The sequence below is a fragment of the Aliiruegeria sabulilitoris genome, from assembly GCF_001558155.1.
GTDB lineage: Bacteria > Pseudomonadota > Alphaproteobacteria > Rhodobacterales > Rhodobacteraceae > Tropicimonas > Tropicimonas sabulilitoris.
Genome location: NZ_LOAS01000024.1, coordinates 78,592 through 95,359 on the forward strand (window position 1 = coordinate 78,592; position 16,768 = coordinate 95,359).

15 protein-coding genes are annotated in these 16,768 nt (G+C 62.5%); 5 read left to right on the forward strand and 10 right to left on the reverse strand.

What is annotated here, in order from left to right; all coding sequences use genetic code 11:
• Position 1 precedes the first annotated feature (1 nt).
• From AX756_RS18835 to AX756_RS18880, 10 genes are all read right to left on the reverse strand, one after another.
• Positions 2-1,294, reverse strand: coding sequence for an ArgE/DapE family deacylase (locus AX756_RS18835; protein WP_068315388.1), 1,293 nt, complete (start codon positions 1,292-1,294; stop codon positions 2-4).
• A gap of 10 nt (positions 1,295-1,304) precedes the next feature.
• The gene (locus tag AX756_RS18840; protein ID WP_438938415.1) at positions 1,305-1,958 is read right to left on the reverse strand and encodes a 3-oxoacid CoA-transferase subunit B; all 654 of its coding nucleotides are present in this window, start codon (positions 1,956-1,958) and stop codon (positions 1,305-1,307) included.
• Positions 1,945-2,637 carry a CoA transferase subunit A gene (locus tag AX756_RS18845; RefSeq protein WP_068315395.1) on the reverse strand — a complete coding sequence of 231 codons (693 nt, stop codon included), beginning with the start codon at positions 2,635-2,637 and terminating at the stop codon, positions 1,945-1,947. The genes AX756_RS18840 and AX756_RS18845 overlap by 14 nt, the downstream gene beginning before the upstream one ends.
• Positions 2,634-3,131, reverse strand: a complete 498-nt coding sequence (locus AX756_RS18850; protein WP_068315398.1) for a GNAT family N-acetyltransferase — start codon at positions 3,129-3,131, stop codon at positions 2,634-2,636. Before AX756_RS18850 ends, AX756_RS18845 begins: the two co-directional genes overlap by 4 nt.
• Complete coding sequence (locus tag AX756_RS18855; protein ID WP_068315401.1) at positions 3,128-4,480, reverse strand: aminotransferase family protein; 1,353 nt, start codon at positions 4,478-4,480, stop codon at positions 3,128-3,130. Before AX756_RS18855 ends, AX756_RS18850 begins: the two co-directional genes overlap by 4 nt.
• The gene (locus AX756_RS18860) at positions 4,477-5,247 is read right to left on the reverse strand and encodes an amino acid ABC transporter ATP-binding protein (RefSeq protein WP_068315404.1); all 771 of its coding nucleotides are present in this window, start codon (positions 5,245-5,247) and stop codon (positions 4,477-4,479) included. Before AX756_RS18860 ends, AX756_RS18855 begins: the two co-directional genes overlap by 4 nt.
• 15 nt (positions 5,248-5,262) lie before the next feature.
• The gene (locus tag AX756_RS18865; RefSeq protein WP_068315407.1) at positions 5,263-5,919 is read right to left on the reverse strand and encodes an amino acid ABC transporter permease; all 657 of its coding nucleotides are present in this window, start codon (positions 5,917-5,919) and stop codon (positions 5,263-5,265) included.
• Positions 5,920-5,958: 39 nt separating this feature from the next.
• Complete coding sequence (locus AX756_RS18870) at positions 5,959-6,609, reverse strand: amino acid ABC transporter permease (RefSeq protein WP_231701101.1); 651 nt, start codon at positions 6,607-6,609, stop codon at positions 5,959-5,961.
• Between the two features lie 8 nt (positions 6,610-6,617).
• The gene (locus AX756_RS18875; RefSeq protein WP_068315409.1) at positions 6,618-7,409 is read right to left on the reverse strand and encodes a creatininase family protein; all 792 of its coding nucleotides are present in this window, start codon (positions 7,407-7,409) and stop codon (positions 6,618-6,620) included.
• Positions 7,410-7,475: 66 nt separating this feature from the next.
• Positions 7,476-8,261, reverse strand: coding sequence for a transporter substrate-binding domain-containing protein (locus AX756_RS18880; protein WP_068315412.1), 786 nt, complete (start codon positions 8,259-8,261; stop codon positions 7,476-7,478).
• A 152-nt stretch (positions 8,262-8,413) separates the two neighbouring features.
• Between AX756_RS18880 and AX756_RS18885 the strand changes: the two genes are divergently transcribed.
• From AX756_RS18885 to AX756_RS18905, 5 genes are all read left to right on the forward strand, one after another.
• Positions 8,414-9,367, forward strand: a complete 954-nt coding sequence (locus AX756_RS18885) for a LysR family transcriptional regulator (RefSeq protein ID WP_068315415.1) — start codon at positions 8,414-8,416, stop codon at positions 9,365-9,367.
• A gap of 327 nt (positions 9,368-9,694) precedes the next feature.
• The gene (locus AX756_RS18890; protein WP_068315418.1) at positions 9,695-11,053 is read left to right on the forward strand and encodes a TULIP family P47-like protein; all 1,359 of its coding nucleotides are present in this window, start codon (positions 9,695-9,697) and stop codon (positions 11,051-11,053) included.
• A 31-nt stretch (positions 11,054-11,084) separates the two neighbouring features.
• Positions 11,085-13,358, forward strand: a complete 2,274-nt coding sequence (locus tag AX756_RS18895) for an SPRY domain-containing protein (RefSeq protein WP_068315421.1) — start codon at positions 11,085-11,087, stop codon at positions 13,356-13,358.
• A complete protein-coding gene (locus AX756_RS18900) occupies positions 13,355-15,097 on the forward strand; it encodes a TULIP family P47-like protein (RefSeq protein WP_068315424.1) in 1,743 nt (580 codons plus the stop codon). Before AX756_RS18895 ends, AX756_RS18900 begins: the two co-directional genes overlap by 4 nt.
• 41 nt (positions 15,098-15,138) lie before the next feature.
• Complete coding sequence (locus AX756_RS18905; protein ID WP_068315432.1) at positions 15,139-16,590, forward strand: TULIP family P47-like protein; 1,452 nt, start codon at positions 15,139-15,141, stop codon at positions 16,588-16,590.
• The last annotated feature ends 178 nt before the right edge of the window (positions 16,591-16,768 follow it).

Genomic DNA, 16,768 nt, shown 5'->3' on the forward strand with positions numbered 1-16,768 from the left:
ATCAGATTTCTTCGGTGCCGCACCAGTCGGCAATGAACAGCGCCGTGGCCTTGGTGACACGGCGCATGCTTTCGAGGTCTACCCGCTCGTTGAAGCCGTGGATCGCCTCCGCGCGCGGGCCGTAGACGAGCGCGGGCGTGTCGGCATATAGGCCGAAGAAGCGCGCATCCGTGGTCGCGGTGATCGCGGCTCGGTCGAGCGAGTCGCCCGTCACCGCGCCATGGGCCGCCTCCAACGCGCCCACGGCCTGCGCGGCGGCGGTGCTTCCATCGGCGGAGAGCGCGTAACCCTCGGCGTGGAAGCCGTGATAGACGATCTCCGGCAAGGAATTCTTCAGAAACGCGTTTTCGCGCGCCGCGTCCATCAGCACCGTTTCGATCTCGGCCTTGGCCACTTCGATGCTCTGGCCGGGAAAGATCGCCATGCGCACGTCGAACACGCACCAGGCGGGCACGGAGCTGGTCCAGTCGCCGCCCTGGATCTTGCCGATATTGAGGTTGAGCGCGTGGTCCATATGCACGTAATCGGCATGGCGATTGGCGGGCAGGTTCCAGCGCGCTTCCATCGCGTGCAGGGCCGAGATGAGCGGTATCGCGGCCTCGATGGCGTTGGAGCCGCTGCCGGCATAGGCGACATGGGTTGGTAGGCCCTTGAGGTGGACCTGAAACCAGATCACGCCGAGCTGCGCGGTGACGAGACTTTCGGCAAAGGGTTCGGGGATCAGCGCCGCATCGGCCTTGTAGCCCCGCGCGAGGCAGGCCAGCGCCCCGTTGCCGGTACATTCCTCCTCGACCACGGACTGGAAGAACACATCCGCCGCCGGCGCGAGGCCACAGGCCCGTAGCGCGTCCAGCGCGAAGAGGTTGGAGGCCAGCCCCGCCTTCATGTCCCCCGCTCCGCGTCCGTACATCCAGCCATCGGCGATGCGCGGCGCATAGGGCGGGCTGTCCCACATATCCAGCGGGCCTTCCGGCACCACGTCGATATGCCCGTTAAGGATCAGCGACCGGCCCGCGCCCGTCCGGCTGCGGTGGCTGCCCACAACGTTCACCGCATCGTCATAGGGGCCGAGCACGGGCGAGAAGCCCGGCAGTTGCCGGATCTCGTCCACGTCGATCTGCCAGCGATCGACCGCGTAGCCCCGCGCAGCCAACTCCCCGGCCATGAAGTCCTGGGCGCTCTGTTCTTGCCCACGGGTGGACGGGTGCGACACGAGCTCGGCCAGGAACGCGCATTGCGCGTCGAATGCGGCGTCGACCGAATCAAGCAGGCCGGTTTGCAGGTTCTGGTCCATGCGGGCCTCCTCAGAATGTTGGTATGTCACCGGCGGGCAGCGCGAGCGGCGCGCCTGTCGCCCCGACGATCTCGGCCGCGCTTACGCCCTCGGCGCGCTCCCGCAGGGCAAAGCCCTCGGGCGTTACGTCGATCACGGCGAGATCGGTGAAGATCCGCGAAACGCAGCCGCGCGCCGTTACCGGCAGCGTGCAGTCCGCCTTGAGCTTGGGGTTGCCGGCGCGGTCGGTATGGGTGGTGAGCACGACGACGCGGCGCGCCTTCTGCGCAAGCTCGATCCCGCCGCCAGCACCGGGAGAGAACTTGCCCGGGATTTTCCAGTTGGCCAGATCGCCCGCCTGCGACACCTCGAAAGCGCCCAGCATCGTCAGGTCGAGCCGCCCCGAACGCACCAGCGCAAAGCTCACCGCGCTGTCGAAAAAGGCCGAGCCGGGTACGGTCGAGACATAGGCCCCGCCGGCGTCGATCAGGTTGCGGTCGGCGCGCTCGACCGGCAGCGTCGGGCCGATCCCGGACAGCCCGTTCTCGGTATGCAGGCAGACCGGGAAATCGGCATCGAGATAATTCACCACCTTGGTCGGCAACCCGATCCCGAGATTGACCACCATGCCGGGGGCAATCTCGGCCGCGGCGCGCGCGACCATCCTGTTCCTAGCGTCGGACAACGGCATATTCCTTGCTGAGATCGCCCAGTTCCACCACGCAATCGACAAAGGGGCCCGGGGTGTGAACGTCATCGGCGGCCAGTCCACCGAAGGGCTGCAGGCGCTCCGACTCGACGATTACCCGAGAGGCCGCCATCGCCATCAGCGGGTTGAAATTGCGCGCGGTGGCGACGTAGTCGAGATTGCCGAACGGGTCCGCGCTGTTGGCATGGATTAGCGCGACATCGGCTCGCAGCGCGGTCTCCACGACATAGGATTTTCCATCGACCTCGACGCGCTGCTTGTGCGCGGCCAGTTCGGTGTCCGCGGCGATATCGGTCAGGATCGCGGCAAGTCCGGCCCCTCCGGCCCGGATGCGTTCTGCGAGGATGCCCTGGGCGCAGAATTCGACCTCGATTTCCCCGGCATTCATCATCGCGATCGCATGGGCGTTAAGGCCGATATGGGTCGTGATCAGCCGGTCCACCTGGCCGGCCGCGAGCAAGTGATCGACCCCCATACCCGCTTCGTTGGCGTCGTTCTTGATGAGGGTCAGCCCGCGCTGGCCCTGGCGGACGAGCTCCCGGATCAGCGTGAACGGCGTGCCGGGCACGCCGAAGCCGCCCACCATCACCACCGCCCGGTCGGGAATCCCGGCAACGGCCTCTTCGAGGGTTGTGGTCTTGTCGGGCAGTCTCATGCGGCGGCCTCCGATTTGGAGCGGTTGGCAAGGCGGGTGAAACCGTCGCCGGACAGGAACATGGGCACGTCGCTCTCCTGTGCCGTGAAGCCGAACCGCGTGTAGAAGGCATCCGCGCCTTCGTTGTGGCCATGACGGGTGAGCGCCAGATACGCCGCCCCCCAGCTGTTGCGGGCATAGGCGGCCGCGGCGATCAACAAGGCCGCGCCGAGCCCGCTGCTGCGCCCTTCGGGCGCGATCCAGAGATCCTGCACATAGACCCCCGGTTGGCCGCGCGTCGTGGAGAAATGGCGAAAGAACAGCGCGAGCCCCGCCGGTGCACCGTTCTGCTCGGCTATCAGCGTTTCAAACAGGGGGGCATCCCCGAAGCCATGCGCCCGGATGGTTTCTGCCGTCGTCGAGAAATGCGGCCCGTCGCCGGTTTCCTCGGCTAGGCGGAATAGCATCGCGGCAATGGCCTCGGCATCCGCAATGGTTGCATGGCGGATCGTCATGCGGCGGTTCCCGTTTTCAGCCCGGCTTCGGACGCGAAGGCGTCGAGGCTGTCGACAAGGATTTCCATTATCTCGTCGATCTGGGCTTCGGAGATGATGAGCGGGGGCGCCACCAGGAAATGATCGCCGGCCACGCCCCCTCGCGTGCGGCGCGAATAGGTGATGAGGCCGCGCTCATAGGCGATTTCGACCAGCCGGCTATGGGCGTTCAAACCGACGGGCAGCGGCTCCATCGTGTCACGGTCGGCAACGAACTCGAAGGCGGTCAGCAGCCCCTTGCCCCGGACATCGCCGATGAAGGGATACCGCGCCATCAGGCTCTGTAACCGCCCGATCAGAACCTCGCCCATCGCGGCGGCGTTATCGATCAGGCCCTGCGTCTCGAGCTCCTCGAGAACCGCCAGGCCGGCGGAACAGGCCAGCGGGTTGCCGGCATAGGTGAAGCCATGCAGGAAACCGCCGGCATCGAGGATCGGCTCGACAAGGCGCGCGGGCGCGACCGTCGCGCCGAGCGGCACATAGCCGGCGCCGAACCCCTTCGAGAGCGCCACGATGTCGGGCACGATCCCCCAGTGTTCGGCGGCTAGAAACCGCCCCGTGCGCCCCGCGCCGGTCATGACTTCGTCGTAGATCAGCAGGATGCCGAACTCGTCACAGATTTCGCGGATGCGCCCGTAATAGCTGTCGGGGGCCACCAGCGCGCCGGTCGAGGCGCCACCGACGGGCTCCATGATGAAGGCGAGGACGGTATCGGGGCCTTCCGCCAGAATTTTATCGCGCAGCATCTCTGCGTATTTCAGCCCGCGGTCGTGCTCGGTGAGGTTGTCCCGGTCGAGATAGGTCGCCGGCGCGGGGATCTTCGGCATGCCGCGCATCATCGGATCGAAGGGGCGCGCGAGCGGGTCGTACCCGGTCAGATCGAGCGCCCCAAGGGTGCAGCCATGATAGGACGGGAAGCGCGATATCACCTTCCAGCGGCTCTGCTGGCCTTGGGTGATCGCGTATTGCCGGGCGAGTTTCACCGCGCTTTCCACGGCTTCCGACCCACCGGAGACGAAGAACACCCGGTCGAGATCGCCGGGCATCATCTGCGCGGTCTTTGTCGCCAGCGCCTCGGAGGCTTCGGTACGAAAATGCAGCCGGTAGCCGAAGGTGGACCGGTCCATCTGCGCCTTCATCGCCGCCAGAACGCGCGGGTTGGAGTGCCCGATATTGGAGACCATCGCGCCCGAGGAGCCATCAATATAGCGCTTGCCGGACTGGTCGAAGAGGTAGATCCCTTCGCCCCGGTCGAGAAACGGGCGCGGGTTGCGCGATTGGTAGAAGAGGTTTGAGGGGGTGTCGGTCACTTCGCACCTCCAAGATGCTTGCGCAGGAATGCGCGGGTCCGTTCTTCCTTGGGGTTCTTGAAGACCACCTCGGGCGGGCCCTCCTCGACCACGTATCCCTGGTCCATGAACAGTACCCGGTCGCAGACGGAGGCCGCGAAATCCATCTCGTGGGTGACGATAATCATGGTCATGTGCTCCTCGGCGAGCTTCTTCATCACAAGGTTGACCTCTTCGACCAGTTCCGGGTCCAACGCCGAGGTCGCCTCGTCGAAAAGCATCAGCTTGGGCTTCATCGCCAGCGCACGCGCAATGGCACAGCGCTGCTTTTGCCCGCCCGAGAGCCGCGAGGGGTAATAATCGATCCTGTCCAGCAGACCGACATGGGCAAGCTGTTCCTCGGCGAGCTTGTTGGCCTCGTCGTTGGAAATGCCCTTGAGCAGCTTCGGCGCCATCGTCACGTTTTCCCGAACCGTCAGGTGCGGGAACAGGTTGAAATGCTGGAACACCATGCCGACATGCTCGCGCATCTGGTTGATGTGCTTTTCATATTGCCGGTGCGGAAGCTGCTTGTTGACCTGCACACCGTCGAGCCACACCTCGCCTTCCGTCAATGGGTCGAGATCGTTGATGGCGCGCAGGAGGGTCGACTTGCCCGAGCCGGACGGGCCGATGATGGCAACGATCTGGCCGCGCTCGACATTGAGGCTGATGTCTTTCAGGACCTCGATATAGCCGTAATTCTTCCGCGCGTGGCGGATTTCGACAAAATGCTGGGGGTCGGACATGGGAGCCTCGCAGGGTTAACGGGAGAGCGCGATGCGGCGCTCGATGCGGCGCAGGACGGCCTCCATCCCGAGATTGATGACGTAGTAGCAGACAGCGGCCACGAGGTAGAATTCGAAGGGCCGATAGGTGCGGCCGATGGCGAGCTGCGCCGAGAGCGTCAGCTCGGTCACGCCGATCACCGAGACCAGTGCGGAATCCTTGAGAAGCGCGATCATGTTGTTGCCGATGGGCGGGATCACGTCGCGCACCGCCTGCGGCACCACCACCTTGCGCAACGCCTGGGTCCGCGACAGGCCTAGCGTGCGCGCCGCCTCCATCTGGCCCGTGTCGACGGCGATGATGGCAGTCTGGATCAGTTCCGAGTTGTAGACGGCGAAATGCAGCCCCAGTCCGATGAAACCGGCGACGAAGGCCGGAAGGTCGATGCCGATCTGGATCAGGCCGAAATAGATCAGGAAGAGTTGCAACAGCAGCGGCGTGCCCATGAAGAGCCAGGCGAAGAACCGGAAGGGTTGGCGCACGATCCAGGGCGCGTAGAGCGCGATGACCGCGAGCAGGATGCCGCCGACGAAACTCAGCAGCGCCGCGGTGACGGTGATGGCGATGGTCCAGAGCACGCCCAGCAGGATCGTGTCCATCCAGGCCGGGACAACGGAGAAATCAAGCCCCATGGCGGGATCCTTTCTGGCGGATCTTGGTCATGTCGCGGGTCATGTCAGGCGCACCTTCCTGTCGAGATAGGTGATGCCTTTGCCAACGATGTAGATGATGACCATGTAGAGAAGGCCGGAGAGCAGGAACATCTCGAAGGGCTTGTAGGTGGAGCCGATATAACGCTGTGCGGTATAGGTCAGCTCGACCACGGAAATCGCGGCCACCAGCGCCGTGCCCTTGATCAGCGCGTTGATGTTCACCCCGAGCGGGCGGATCATCAACCGCAGCGCCTGCGGCAGCACGACATTGCGTAAGGCCTGAAAGCGCGACAGGCCGAGCGTGCGGGCGGCCTCGGTCTGGCCCTTGTCGATGGCGATGATGGAGCCGCGCATCGTCTCGGTCATGTAGGCACCGATATTGACCCCGAGCCCGATCACGCCGGCCTCGAAAGCGTCGAGCTGGATGCCGATCTGCGGGCCGCCGAAATAGAGCAGAAAAAGCTGGATGAGTGCCGGAGTGCCCCGGAACAGGCTGACATAGGTTGCGCCGATCATGCGCAGGTACCAGTGGCGCGACAGCCGCGCCGCCGCCCCGAGCGAGCCGCAAGCGAGCCCGAGGATCGTCGTCAGGATCGACAACTGTACCGTCACCCAGGCGGCATGGAGAAAGTACGGATAGATCCGCATCATCAGCTCGAAATCCAGCACCTTGCCCCCTAGTGATGATCTTTGCGCGCGAGGATCGGCAGGGCGCGGATTTCGCGCACCAGTGCCAGTGTCTCCTCGACAGCGGATTTCAGGAATTTCGCCCCGGTCTCGGCGTCGGCCACGGTCGGATCGCCCATCGTTCCGTCCGGCGAGACTTCGGACCACCAGCGCATCAGTATCGCCTTGCCGCCACCGCGCGCGAGATCGAGGTTGAAGAAGCGGCTGTCGGGGTTGTGCAGGTTCTGCTCGGCGGCCTTTTCAAGATGCACATGTTCGGGATGGAGATGCGCATACATCGCCGCCTCGAACTCGCCCGCATGGGCGATGCCGCCGATCTCGGATTTGCGGTCCGCGTTGATCCGGTCGGCGCAGAGGTTCCAGTAGGAGGCCGAGACACACAGGATGCCGGTCTCGATCACCGTCTTGCGCGCGGCGAGGTCCAGAACCGGGTGGTTGGAGCCATGCGAATTGAGCAGCAAGATCCGCCGGAAGCCGTGATGGGCGAGCGATTTCGTGATGTCGGTCACGAAGGCGATCAAGGTCTCGGGCTGGATCCAGATGACACCCGGAAAATCCTTGTGATGCTCGTTGAAGCCATAGGCCACGGGCGGCATCACGAAGACCTCGTCGGGGGCCAGTTCGGCCACGCCATTCGCCACCGCCATGCCGAGCACGGTGTCGGTGTCCAGCGGCATGTGGGGCCCGTGGTCCTCGGTGGCCGACACGTTGAGGATCACGACGCGATCCTTGTCCGCATCGCGCACCTCTTCCCATGTCAGCTTGCCATATTCGGCTGTCATGACGCTCTCATTCGGAAATGTTCTGTAGGGAGGGTCCGCCAACCGAGGCCGGCGGACCCGCAAAACTCAGCGGATGTCGGCGCCGATCCACTCCATGGCGATCTCGACATAGGTGCCGTCGTCCATCATCGCGTCGAGCGCTTCCTGCATCGCCGCGGCCAGTTCCGGGTTGCCTTCGCGGATCGCGATGCCGGCACCGAATGCATCGGTCTCCAGATCCTCGATGATCGCGAATTCCTGACCCTTTTCGGTCATCGCCAGGATCGCGGCAATCGAGTCGTTCACGATCGCGTCGACGCGGCCGTTCTCCAGTTCCAGCAGCAGTTCGGGCAGACCCTTGTAGGTGTTGATGTCATACCCCTGCTCGGTGGCCCATTCCTCGTGCGTTTCGCCCAGCGTCACGCCGACCTTGGCATCGCCAAGCTGGCTCACGGAGGTGAACTCGGAGCCGGGCTTGGTGAAGATCGCCCGCTTGGTGGTGTAGTAGGGGCCGACGAAATCGACCACCTCGTCACGCTCCGCGGTGATCGTCATCGAGCCGACGATGGCGTCGTATTTGTTGGCCAGAAGGCCGCCGATGATGCCGTCCCACGCGGTGGTGACGATCTCGGCCTCCAACCCCATGCGCTTGGCGATCTCGGTGCCGATGGCCGGATCGAAGCCGACGACTTCGTTCTTGTCGTTGACGAAGTTGAAGGGCGGGTAGGCGCCGGACATGGCGATCCGGATCACACCCTTTTCCTTGAGCGCCTCCAGCTCGTCGGCAATAGCGGGTGATACCGCCACAAGGCCGGCGAGGGCAAGGCCGCCAGCGGCGGCAGCGGCTTGCAATAAGGTTCTGCGCTTGGTCATCTGTCTCTCCTGTTGGATCTGTGACAGTGGCTCCCACCGGGGGTAGCCAGTGTCGGGACGACGGTTCCATCCGCCTTGCAAAAAAACGCTTGCACGGCCTGTTGTATCGAGCAAATAAATAATACGAATTTCCATCATAGATAAAATCGATAATGAAGCCCTACGAACAGCGATTCCCCTGGCAACTCGACTGGAATCTCCTGCGGACCTTCATGGTTATCGTGGAGCAGCGTGGCATTTCCCGCGCGGCCAGTTTCCTCGGCCTCAAACAACCCACGGTCTCCGCCGCGCTAAAGCGTCTCGAACAGGCCACGGGAAAGGCGCTGATTGTCCGCAAACCCCATGAATTCAAGGTGACGCGGGCAGGGCGGATGCTCTATGCCGAATGCTCGTCGATTTTTGGCGCCGTCTCGCAACTGCCGTCTCTGCTCGAGGTGGGCGGTGAAGTTCTGCGCGGCCACATCTCCGTTGCCATCGCCACCCACGTGATCTCCCCGCATCTCGACAAGGTGCTGCACGAGTTCGCTTGCCAGCACCCGAAGGTCACCTTTTCATTCGCCGTTGCGGAGAGTGATGAAATTCGCGCCCGTATTAGTCAAAATCGCGCCAGTTTTGGAATTTGCCTGCTGCAGGAGATCCCGGCGGATCTCGAGGCCTCGATTCTCTATCGGGAGTTCTTCGGCCTGTTCTGCGGCCCGCACCACAGGTTGTTCGACGCCGACACGATCGCGCTTTCCGATATTGAGGGCGAGCCCTCCGTCTCTTTCCAGACGGAGACCGAGGACGGGCCCTTGAACCCTGTCGCACGGCTTCGCGAACGCGCGAAGATCGAGACCCGCTGGAGCGGCGTTTCGTCGAACCTGCATGAGCTTCGGCGGATGATCGTGGCAGATATCGGCATTGGCGCGTTGCCGCTTCATGTCGCCAATACCGACGTCGAACTCGGGAAACTCCGCCAGTTGCCGCCCTATGACGGTCTTCCCCTGATCAACATCTACCTTCTCACCAACCCGGCTCGGCGATTGTCGCCCCCCGAAGCCGCATTCCTGTCGGCTTGCCGCGAAATGATCACCCGGACGGATATCTCCGAGCGAACCTATCGATGAAGAGCGCTTGAAGGCATCCGGTCCCAGTTTCAGAGGGGGCGGGTGGTGTTTCATCAATCCCGGCAGGCGGTTTGATTGCCAGATGCCCGGGCTGAACACCTGGATGGTCCGCGTCCGACGGCATTGCGCAGGGGATGTGAGAGCGGCCCGCCCAAAGATTGAGCGGTTGCTGTATAATTTTGCTCTTTTCAAGGGGTGGCGGCGGGAGTTCCGCTTTGTTCTCTGGAGGATGGAGTCCCCCGGAGGTCGTGCCCAAACTTGAGGCTCGCGTTTTGCGCGCCTTGGCGGCTACTCTAATATTATTATTATTTGAGGAGTTTTCAGAACATGGATTTCCATGGTTGGGACGTCGTGGCCGCCTGTCGGCTGGACCGGGTGAATTCCTTGCTCGCCAAGAGGATGAAGACGGCGCCGCCAACGGCCAATTACAAGGATGGCAAGGGCGTCGAACTGGATCTGACCTTTGGTCCGTGGAAGATCACCAAGCTGAGCGGCACGAACCGGCTCAACATGACCCTTCCGATCGCCAAGGGGACGTTCAAATCGACGAGTGTCTTCGCGGGGCCGACGCCGGTGGTGTTGGACGGGGTCGAGGTAGAGATTTCTCTCAATCTTGATTTCATCACGGCGGCGGACGGCAAGACGCTCGATCTGACTTTCGATCTGACGACGCCGGGCGCCGCGCCAACGGATACGGGCGACGGGGTTGTTACGGTCACGGTGCCGGACGTGAACGACACGCTGAAAAAGGCCGGTGCGCCCGGAACCGCCGGGCGCGAGCTGGCCAAGCACCTTCCGCAATGCCTGATCTCGAACAAGGCGGCGCTTTCCTACGCGATCAGTTCGCTGCCGCTGCTGCCGGGGGCCGGCGAGGGCTGGATGAAGCCAAAGGACCAGGCGTATTTCTTTACCAGTGGGACGGGTGGCCAGAGCTATCTGGCGGTGGCGATGATGGTGCGCGATCTGGACCCAAAGACACGCCAGCGCGATATCGACAGCAGCCTGTGCAACAGTGGCGAGGAAGTTTGTGTCGCCATTGCCAAGGATGTCGCGCTGGAGCATGTATTCCTGCCCGCGATCAGGAAGGCCTTTCCCGGCGCAACGGGCTTGCCCCAGTACATAAACGGCAAGATGGACACCGAGGCATTCCGGCTGCAGGGCGACGACATCGTCGGTATGGGAATGATCCCCTGCAAGGAGGTGACCCATGCCGGTACCGGCTATCACCCGGCGTTGAGCTGGTTCGAAATGGTCATTCAGGGCAGCCAGTTACAGATAAAGGCCAATGGCGGCTTTCACATCACCGGGCTGCCCCATGCCTCGGCGACGTTCAAGATCACCCAAGGCCTGAAGGCGACTGTGCTGCCCGGAACAAACGCCTTTGAAATCGTCAAGGGCACATCGCAACCACCGGACACCGACATGAAGATCCCCTGGTACTATTATGTGACCGGGCTGGCCGCGCTCCCCCTTGGACTGATCGTGACCGCGGTCGTCGTGGCGATTGTGGATCTGACGATTTACGGCGTGACGAACGCGGTGGCCAATACAGTGACCAGTTCGGGCCAGACGGTCGGTATTGGAGACATCGGCCTGATGGCCATTCAGTGGCCCGGCAACAGCGGATTTACCATGACCAGCGGTGGTTTGAATGACGGGATTATTCTAGGCGGTTCGCTCGCCTGACGTACCCGCCAGATTTTTCAGGAGACGACATATGAGCGGTTTAACGGAATTGGATCTTCAGGGTTGGGACGTGGTGAATGCCGCGCTGTATTCGAGCGTCAATGACGCGATAGCGACCCAGAACAAGATGCCGCCGGGCTTCGATCAGACGGATACTGGCACCGGCAAAAGCCTGAATGGGAAATGGAAAACCTGGGAGGTTGTGCCCGGTGGGTCCGGCGCACAGCTCAGGATGAAGATGACCATTGCGTCAGGCCACGCAAGCGACACGGCCTTCCCGTCTTTCTCAAAGCTCGATCCCGTGACTGTTGGCGGCTTGACGGTGGGCATTTCGGGGCTGGCGGTGATCAACCCCAGCCCGGCAAAGACGGCCATCGGCAGCGCTTTCGGCGACAATGCGCGGAGCAGCGGCAAGTTCTACTTCGAAGTGACGAATGACGGGTCGGTCAATACACAGATCAGCGACATCGTCTTCGTTGGCGTGTCGCCCAAGGGCTCTCGGGATGCCGAGTTTTTCCTTGCCCAGAACGCTTTCGGGATGCGCACCGATGGCGCGGTCATCACCAAAGGGGCCCCGGGACAGGCAGTCCCGGCGGCCGATTGGGATACCAAGGGTTCCGTTGTCGGCGTGGCCGTGGACCTCGACAATGGGCTGTTGTGGTTCAAGACGCCTTCAGGCGCGTGGCGGACGGCCGGAGCGGATCCCGCCAAGGGCACGGGGGCGGATGCGACCCTGGGCTCCGGTGTCGACTATGTGCCTGCGGTCTGTGTTCGCACGGATGCGAAAGTGACGGTCAATTTCGGAGCGAGCCCGCTCGTGAACATGCCGCCGCTGGGATTTGTGTCCGGCTGGCCCGCGCCTTCGGGCAAAAGCGGCGTGGACCTGGCGGGCGCAACGGCGACAGTCCTGATCACGCTGGCCAAGGTGCCGGGGCCCAATGGCGTGCCGCAACTGATGGCAGGGAGCGAAAAGGGCGCGACGCTGCCCGCAGCGATGGTCGACACCTTCACCGATGCCAATGGCAAGGACCTCGAATCCGAATATGGCGGGGCGCTGAAAACCTGGCTGGCAGCCAACCTGACGACGTTCAAGAACGTCTTTCACATCGTGGATGCCAGCGGGCAGGTCGCCGGCGCGAAGAACACTGGCTACGAGTGGCTCGCGCCAAAGGGCGGGTTCGACTACGCGGTCGCCGACGAGCCCGGCGGGACAACCGGTGTGCTGGCGGTCATGTCTCTGATCGAGGATCTCGCGCCCGGGGAAACCGGGCCGCAACAGGCCATCCCGCCCGAGATCGTGAGTTACATGAAGGGCCAGCAGAACGCGGTGATGGTTCTGAGCAACGAGCAGGTGGTGTCCCAGATCCTGTGGCGTGCCGCGCCGAGCCTGGTCAAAAAGGGCGCCACGGGTCAGGACTTCATCGTGGCGGCCGATGGCAGGAGTGTTTCGAACAACAAGGCGCTGGATTGGCAGGATATCAATCTGCCGGACGGCACCACGATCACACCGAATATCCCGGTAGGTGGTCTGACGCTGAAAGTGGACGGCAGAAAGATCAGGATCTCTTTCGAGAAACTGACCTTCACCCACCCGATGGTCGTGCTGGGCGGCAACGAGATCGTGGATTTCAGCTTCAATCAGGAGTTGTATCTGATCCTTCACGATGGCCCCAACGACGACGATGGCAATCCGACCCAGATCCTGTATCCGACCTTTGCCGATCCACAGGACCAGACGGCCAAGGACGCGCCCCAGATCCTGGATCTGTCTGTGACCTCGCATCTGGATCATGACGCGCAGCGCAACAAGCGGATCGAGCTCATTTCGGGCATCGTGCTGGCGGCTCTGTCTGTGGGTTTGGCGATGTTTTCTGCCGGCAGTTTCGTGATCAAGAGCGCACGGGCCGCACGACTTGTGGCGGCGGCAGGCAATGAGGTCCAGCTTGGCAATTTGCCCGCAGGTTACGGCCCGCCCCCGATGGCCGTCGTCGATGGCATCTATGGCAATGCGCCGCTGGCGATTCAGATGGACGGCGCAGGGATCCCGTTCCTGTCCAAACTGGCGGTGGGTTCGGGCGTGCTTTCGGGCATCGCGGCGCTCGGGTCAGGCGCGAGCTGGACGCTTTGGGGAATAACGAAGGCAACGATATCGGATGAGGATTTCTCACAGGTATCTACGCAGTTGTCGGTCCAGTCCTTCATCGAGAAGGCCATGGCCAAATTCATCTGGCCGTCCACCACGGAATGGAAACTCGACGAGATCGAGTTGGACGGTTCGCTCATCTTCAAGGGCAAACTGTCATGACGGCTGCGGGGGGCACACCCCCGCCTTCCGCTGGCAGCGGGTCCGTCGACCTTGAGGGATGGGATCTGGTTCAGGCGGTCTTGCCGGAGACGCTCAACGCCACGATCAAGAAGAACGCGGCCTGGCCCACGACATTCTCCTGGGTTCCAGACAAGTCGGAGCCGTTCGACAAGCGGCTTCAAGGCAACTGGGGCCCATGGCAGATCGAACCGTCGCCACAGGCGACCGGCAAGACGGTGCAGATGACCTGCGAGATCGCCGCGGGCCAGGGAGCGGCGCCGGGAAAGCCGACCGAGGACCTGAGCGGAGCCGTGGTGACGATCCTCGTCGATCTGGAGGCGCAATATGACCCCCAGAACCCCCTGAGCGATCCAACGGCATCCGACGCCCCGAACCCGAAGGCCGAAACTCGGGTTCTTCGGGCGACGGACAAGGCGACCGGCCCGGTCTCGGCGGTGCAGATCGTCAGCATCAAGAAGAACGGCGCCGATCTGGATTACCAGAACGAGTTCCGGCATTGGTTCAACTCGAAACAGGGCATCGCCGATTTCGACCAGCCTTTTCATCAGGCGGTTCTGAACGTGATCGCCAAGGACGATACGTTCCAATGGCTCAAGCCGAGCCATTTGAGCTACGCCAATCTCGCGACGAAAACCGGTGGAGCCCTGTTTGCGGCGCTGACGCAGACCGTATCCCCCATGAACGCATTGCTCGCCCATCAGATCAGTCCCGCGCTGCTGGATCATATGCCGAAGGGCTGCAATGGCGTGATTGCCCTGAGCGCGGAGCTGGTCACATCGCAGATGCTTCTGAAAGGGGCGGTGCACGTCCTGGATGGGTCGATAGACACGGATTTCACCATGGATTCGACCGGGCGAATTCTGAGCAATAACAAAGCACTCCTCTGGCGCGACATGGTTCTGCCGGACGGCACGAAGATTTCCCCGACGGTGCCCAAGGACTGTTTCATAATGGAGGTGGAGGAGAACCGGATAAAGATCCAGTTCAAGCACCTGAGCTATCTCAAACCTCTGTTCATGGGCGGGAACGAGGATTACACCCTGTCCTTCACCCAACACATGTATCTCGGGCTCGTGCCGGTTCCCGGCGGCAGCGGCTACACGCTGATGGCGTTCAATCAGGATCCCAACGATCCCAGTTCCAAGAACGTTCCCGATCTGCGGGACTGCAATGTGACGGTGACACCCGACAAGGCGGCGATGGATGCGGACCGCACCCTGACATATGTCTCGATGGCGCTGGCCTTGGTCTCGATGGGGTCGTCCAGCCTTGCAGGCTGGGCAATCCGCGGGGCCAAAGCCGCCAAGGCTGCGGCGTCCGTGCGGGCGGCGATCGGTGCGGGCGAAGCCGTGTTCGATATCATGGCCGACGCAGATGACATGGCCAACGCCCTGGAAGCGGTTGAGGTCGAGGGCAATCTGGCGGCCGCGGCTGCCTTGACCACCGGCGGCGCCCCGCTTCTGGCGAACTACGCCACGTTCCTGGTTCGGTTCGGGATCCTCACCGGGATCCTGTCAGGGATCCTCACAGGGGCCAAGATGGGCCGACAAATCAAGGTGCTGAACGACGGGGAGATCGATACCTCCAGCGTGCCGCCCTTCGACGATTTCCTCAACAACGTCCTGGGGCCCTCAAACTGGCCCGGATACAAGAAATTTACACCGCATAGTGCCCGTCTGGCCGGTAGCCTGCTGGTTTATGGCAAGATCGATACTTGAGCCGAACGATATTCAAAGAACTTGTAGACGGGAGAGACCTCATGCCTGCCGCCGCAGCCGCCCCCCCCTCGACACCGGGAGTGTCCACCGAGAACTGGGATACCGTGTTTGCGGTCACGCTCGATCAGGTCAACGCGGATATCGTGAAGGCGAACAAGACCCCGCCAAACATCGATACAGCGCCCTATGGACAGTTCCAAACGCGTGTCAAAGCGGATTTCGGCCATTGGCGCGTGACCGAGGGCGGAGACACGCAAACCCTGTACCTGAGCATTCCGATGAAAAACCTGGTCTGCAAGACGGTCGCCAACAACACGCCCTACACCACGACATGCGATTCCTGCGAGGCCGTCTTCGCAATCAAGCTTGAACTCATGCCGCATCAGGGGCCCGCCACCAAGCCCGACGGCACTGCTTTGCCGCCGCCCAAATCCGGCACAACGCGGCACGCCTTGAAACCGCGCATCAAGAGCACAAACCCCAAGGACCCCGTGGCGGTGTTCAAGCAGATGACCTGGCTGGCGCCGCAAGTCGGCGTGGATGCGGAAGATCCCTTGTCGGACGCGATGGAGAACTGGTGCCAGAACAACCTCGGTCTCTTTGACCATGTGTTTGCCTTCATCGACATAAATGACCGGGTTGCCACGGGCGATTTCGCCTTCTGTGCCCCCGTTCACAGCACCTATGCCTATGTGGACCGGATCCAGGGGCCGGGTCTGCTGGGAATCCTGTGCATGACATCCGGCGATCCGATGCCGACGGCCGCCGCCCTGTCGCCCGAGGCGGTGCCTGCCGGATCGGGGGCCGCTTTCGTGATCGCGCCCCAGCGGTTCCTGCTGGATATGGTTGCACCGTCTTTGACGAAGATCTGGCCCAATCTGGCCACGACGGATCTGGAACTGGATACCAACAAGAAGGTTTTGCGGCTCAAGAGCAATCTGCGCATCAACTTGCCCAAGACCACGGACCCCAAGAGCGGCCAGTCCTTTTTGCCGATCCTGACCAATCTGACGGTTTCCCTGGAAGGCGACGAAGTCATGGTCGAGACCTTGGTCGAGGCCGAGACGGATCCGGGGCTGTACGCCACAAGCCTGAGTACGAACTGGTATCGGATCGGTCTGGGCAAGAACAAGAAGGGCGCCCAGACGCTCGTCTATGCACCAAGTCGCAAGATCGCGCCGGTCAAGGGGCACTGGGTGGACCCGGCTCGGGCGACGGCGGGCAAGGTTCTGACCGGGGCTGAAATCGTCTTTGGCGTGTTGGCGTTGTTGGCGGATGGAGAGGGTGCGATCATCCTCGGGGCGCTGTTGTTGACGTGTCTGGCCGGCTCTCTGAACATGAGCAATGCGGTTGAAGCCGCCCAGGAAGATCCGCCTGACATCAGCGCGCTGCACGATGCCTTTACCGGGCCGTTCACATGGACGGATACCGATCTTACCCTGACCAAGGGAGGGCTTGCCGAATCCCTGCAACTGGTGGGCAATTTCGCCTGAGGACAGAGAAAACCGTAGCTATTGGTGTGAGGCGACCGCAGGCTCCGGGCAACTCCTCCGCGTCCTGCGAAACAGTCTCCTAGGTCCTGAGCATTTGCGCAATGTCCGGGCGTTGCAGCTTGGTTTCGAGTGCTGCCATGTGTGGACGGCTCCGTTGGCGCAAGGGATGATTTGAGTT

Excerpts from the sequence above, each read along its gene's own strand:
- AX756_RS18895 (WP_068315421.1), top strand. The coding sequence starts at position 11,085 with ATGAGCGGTTTAACGGAATTGGATCTTCAGGGTTGGGACGTGGTGAAT.
- AX756_RS18905 (WP_068315432.1), top strand. The coding sequence starts at position 15,139 with ATGCCTGCCGCCGCAGCCGCCCCCCCCTCGACACCGGGAGTGTCCACC.
- AX756_RS18860 (WP_068315404.1), bottom strand. The coding sequence starts at position 5,247 with ATGTCCGACCCCCAGCATTTTGTCGAAATCCGCCACGCGCGGAAGAAT.
- AX756_RS18850 (WP_068315398.1), bottom strand. The coding sequence starts at position 3,131 with ATGACGATCCGCCATGCAACCATTGCGGATGCCGAGGCCATTGCCGCG.
- AX756_RS18890 (WP_068315418.1), top strand. The coding sequence starts at position 9,695 with ATGGATTTCCATGGTTGGGACGTCGTGGCCGCCTGTCGGCTGGACCGG.
- AX756_RS18865 (WP_068315407.1), bottom strand. The coding sequence starts at position 5,919 with ATGGGGCTTGATTTCTCCGTTGTCCCGGCCTGGATGGACACGATCCTG.
- AX756_RS18900 (WP_068315424.1), top strand. The coding sequence starts at position 13,355 with ATGACGGCTGCGGGGGGCACACCCCCGCCTTCCGCTGGCAGCGGGTCC.
- AX756_RS18880 (WP_068315412.1), bottom strand. The coding sequence starts at position 8,261 with ATGACCAAGCGCAGAACCTTATTGCAAGCCGCTGCCGCCGCTGGCGGC.
- AX756_RS18835 (WP_068315388.1), bottom strand. The coding sequence starts at position 1,294 with ATGGACCAGAACCTGCAAACCGGCCTGCTTGATTCGGTCGACGCCGCA.
- AX756_RS18885 (WP_068315415.1), top strand. The coding sequence starts at position 8,414 with ATGAAGCCCTACGAACAGCGATTCCCCTGGCAACTCGACTGGAATCTC.
- AX756_RS18875 (WP_068315409.1), bottom strand. The coding sequence starts at position 7,409 with ATGACAGCCGAATATGGCAAGCTGACATGGGAAGAGGTGCGCGATGCG.
- AX756_RS18845 (WP_068315395.1), bottom strand. The coding sequence starts at position 2,637 with ATGAGACTGCCCGACAAGACCACAACCCTCGAAGAGGCCGTTGCCGGG.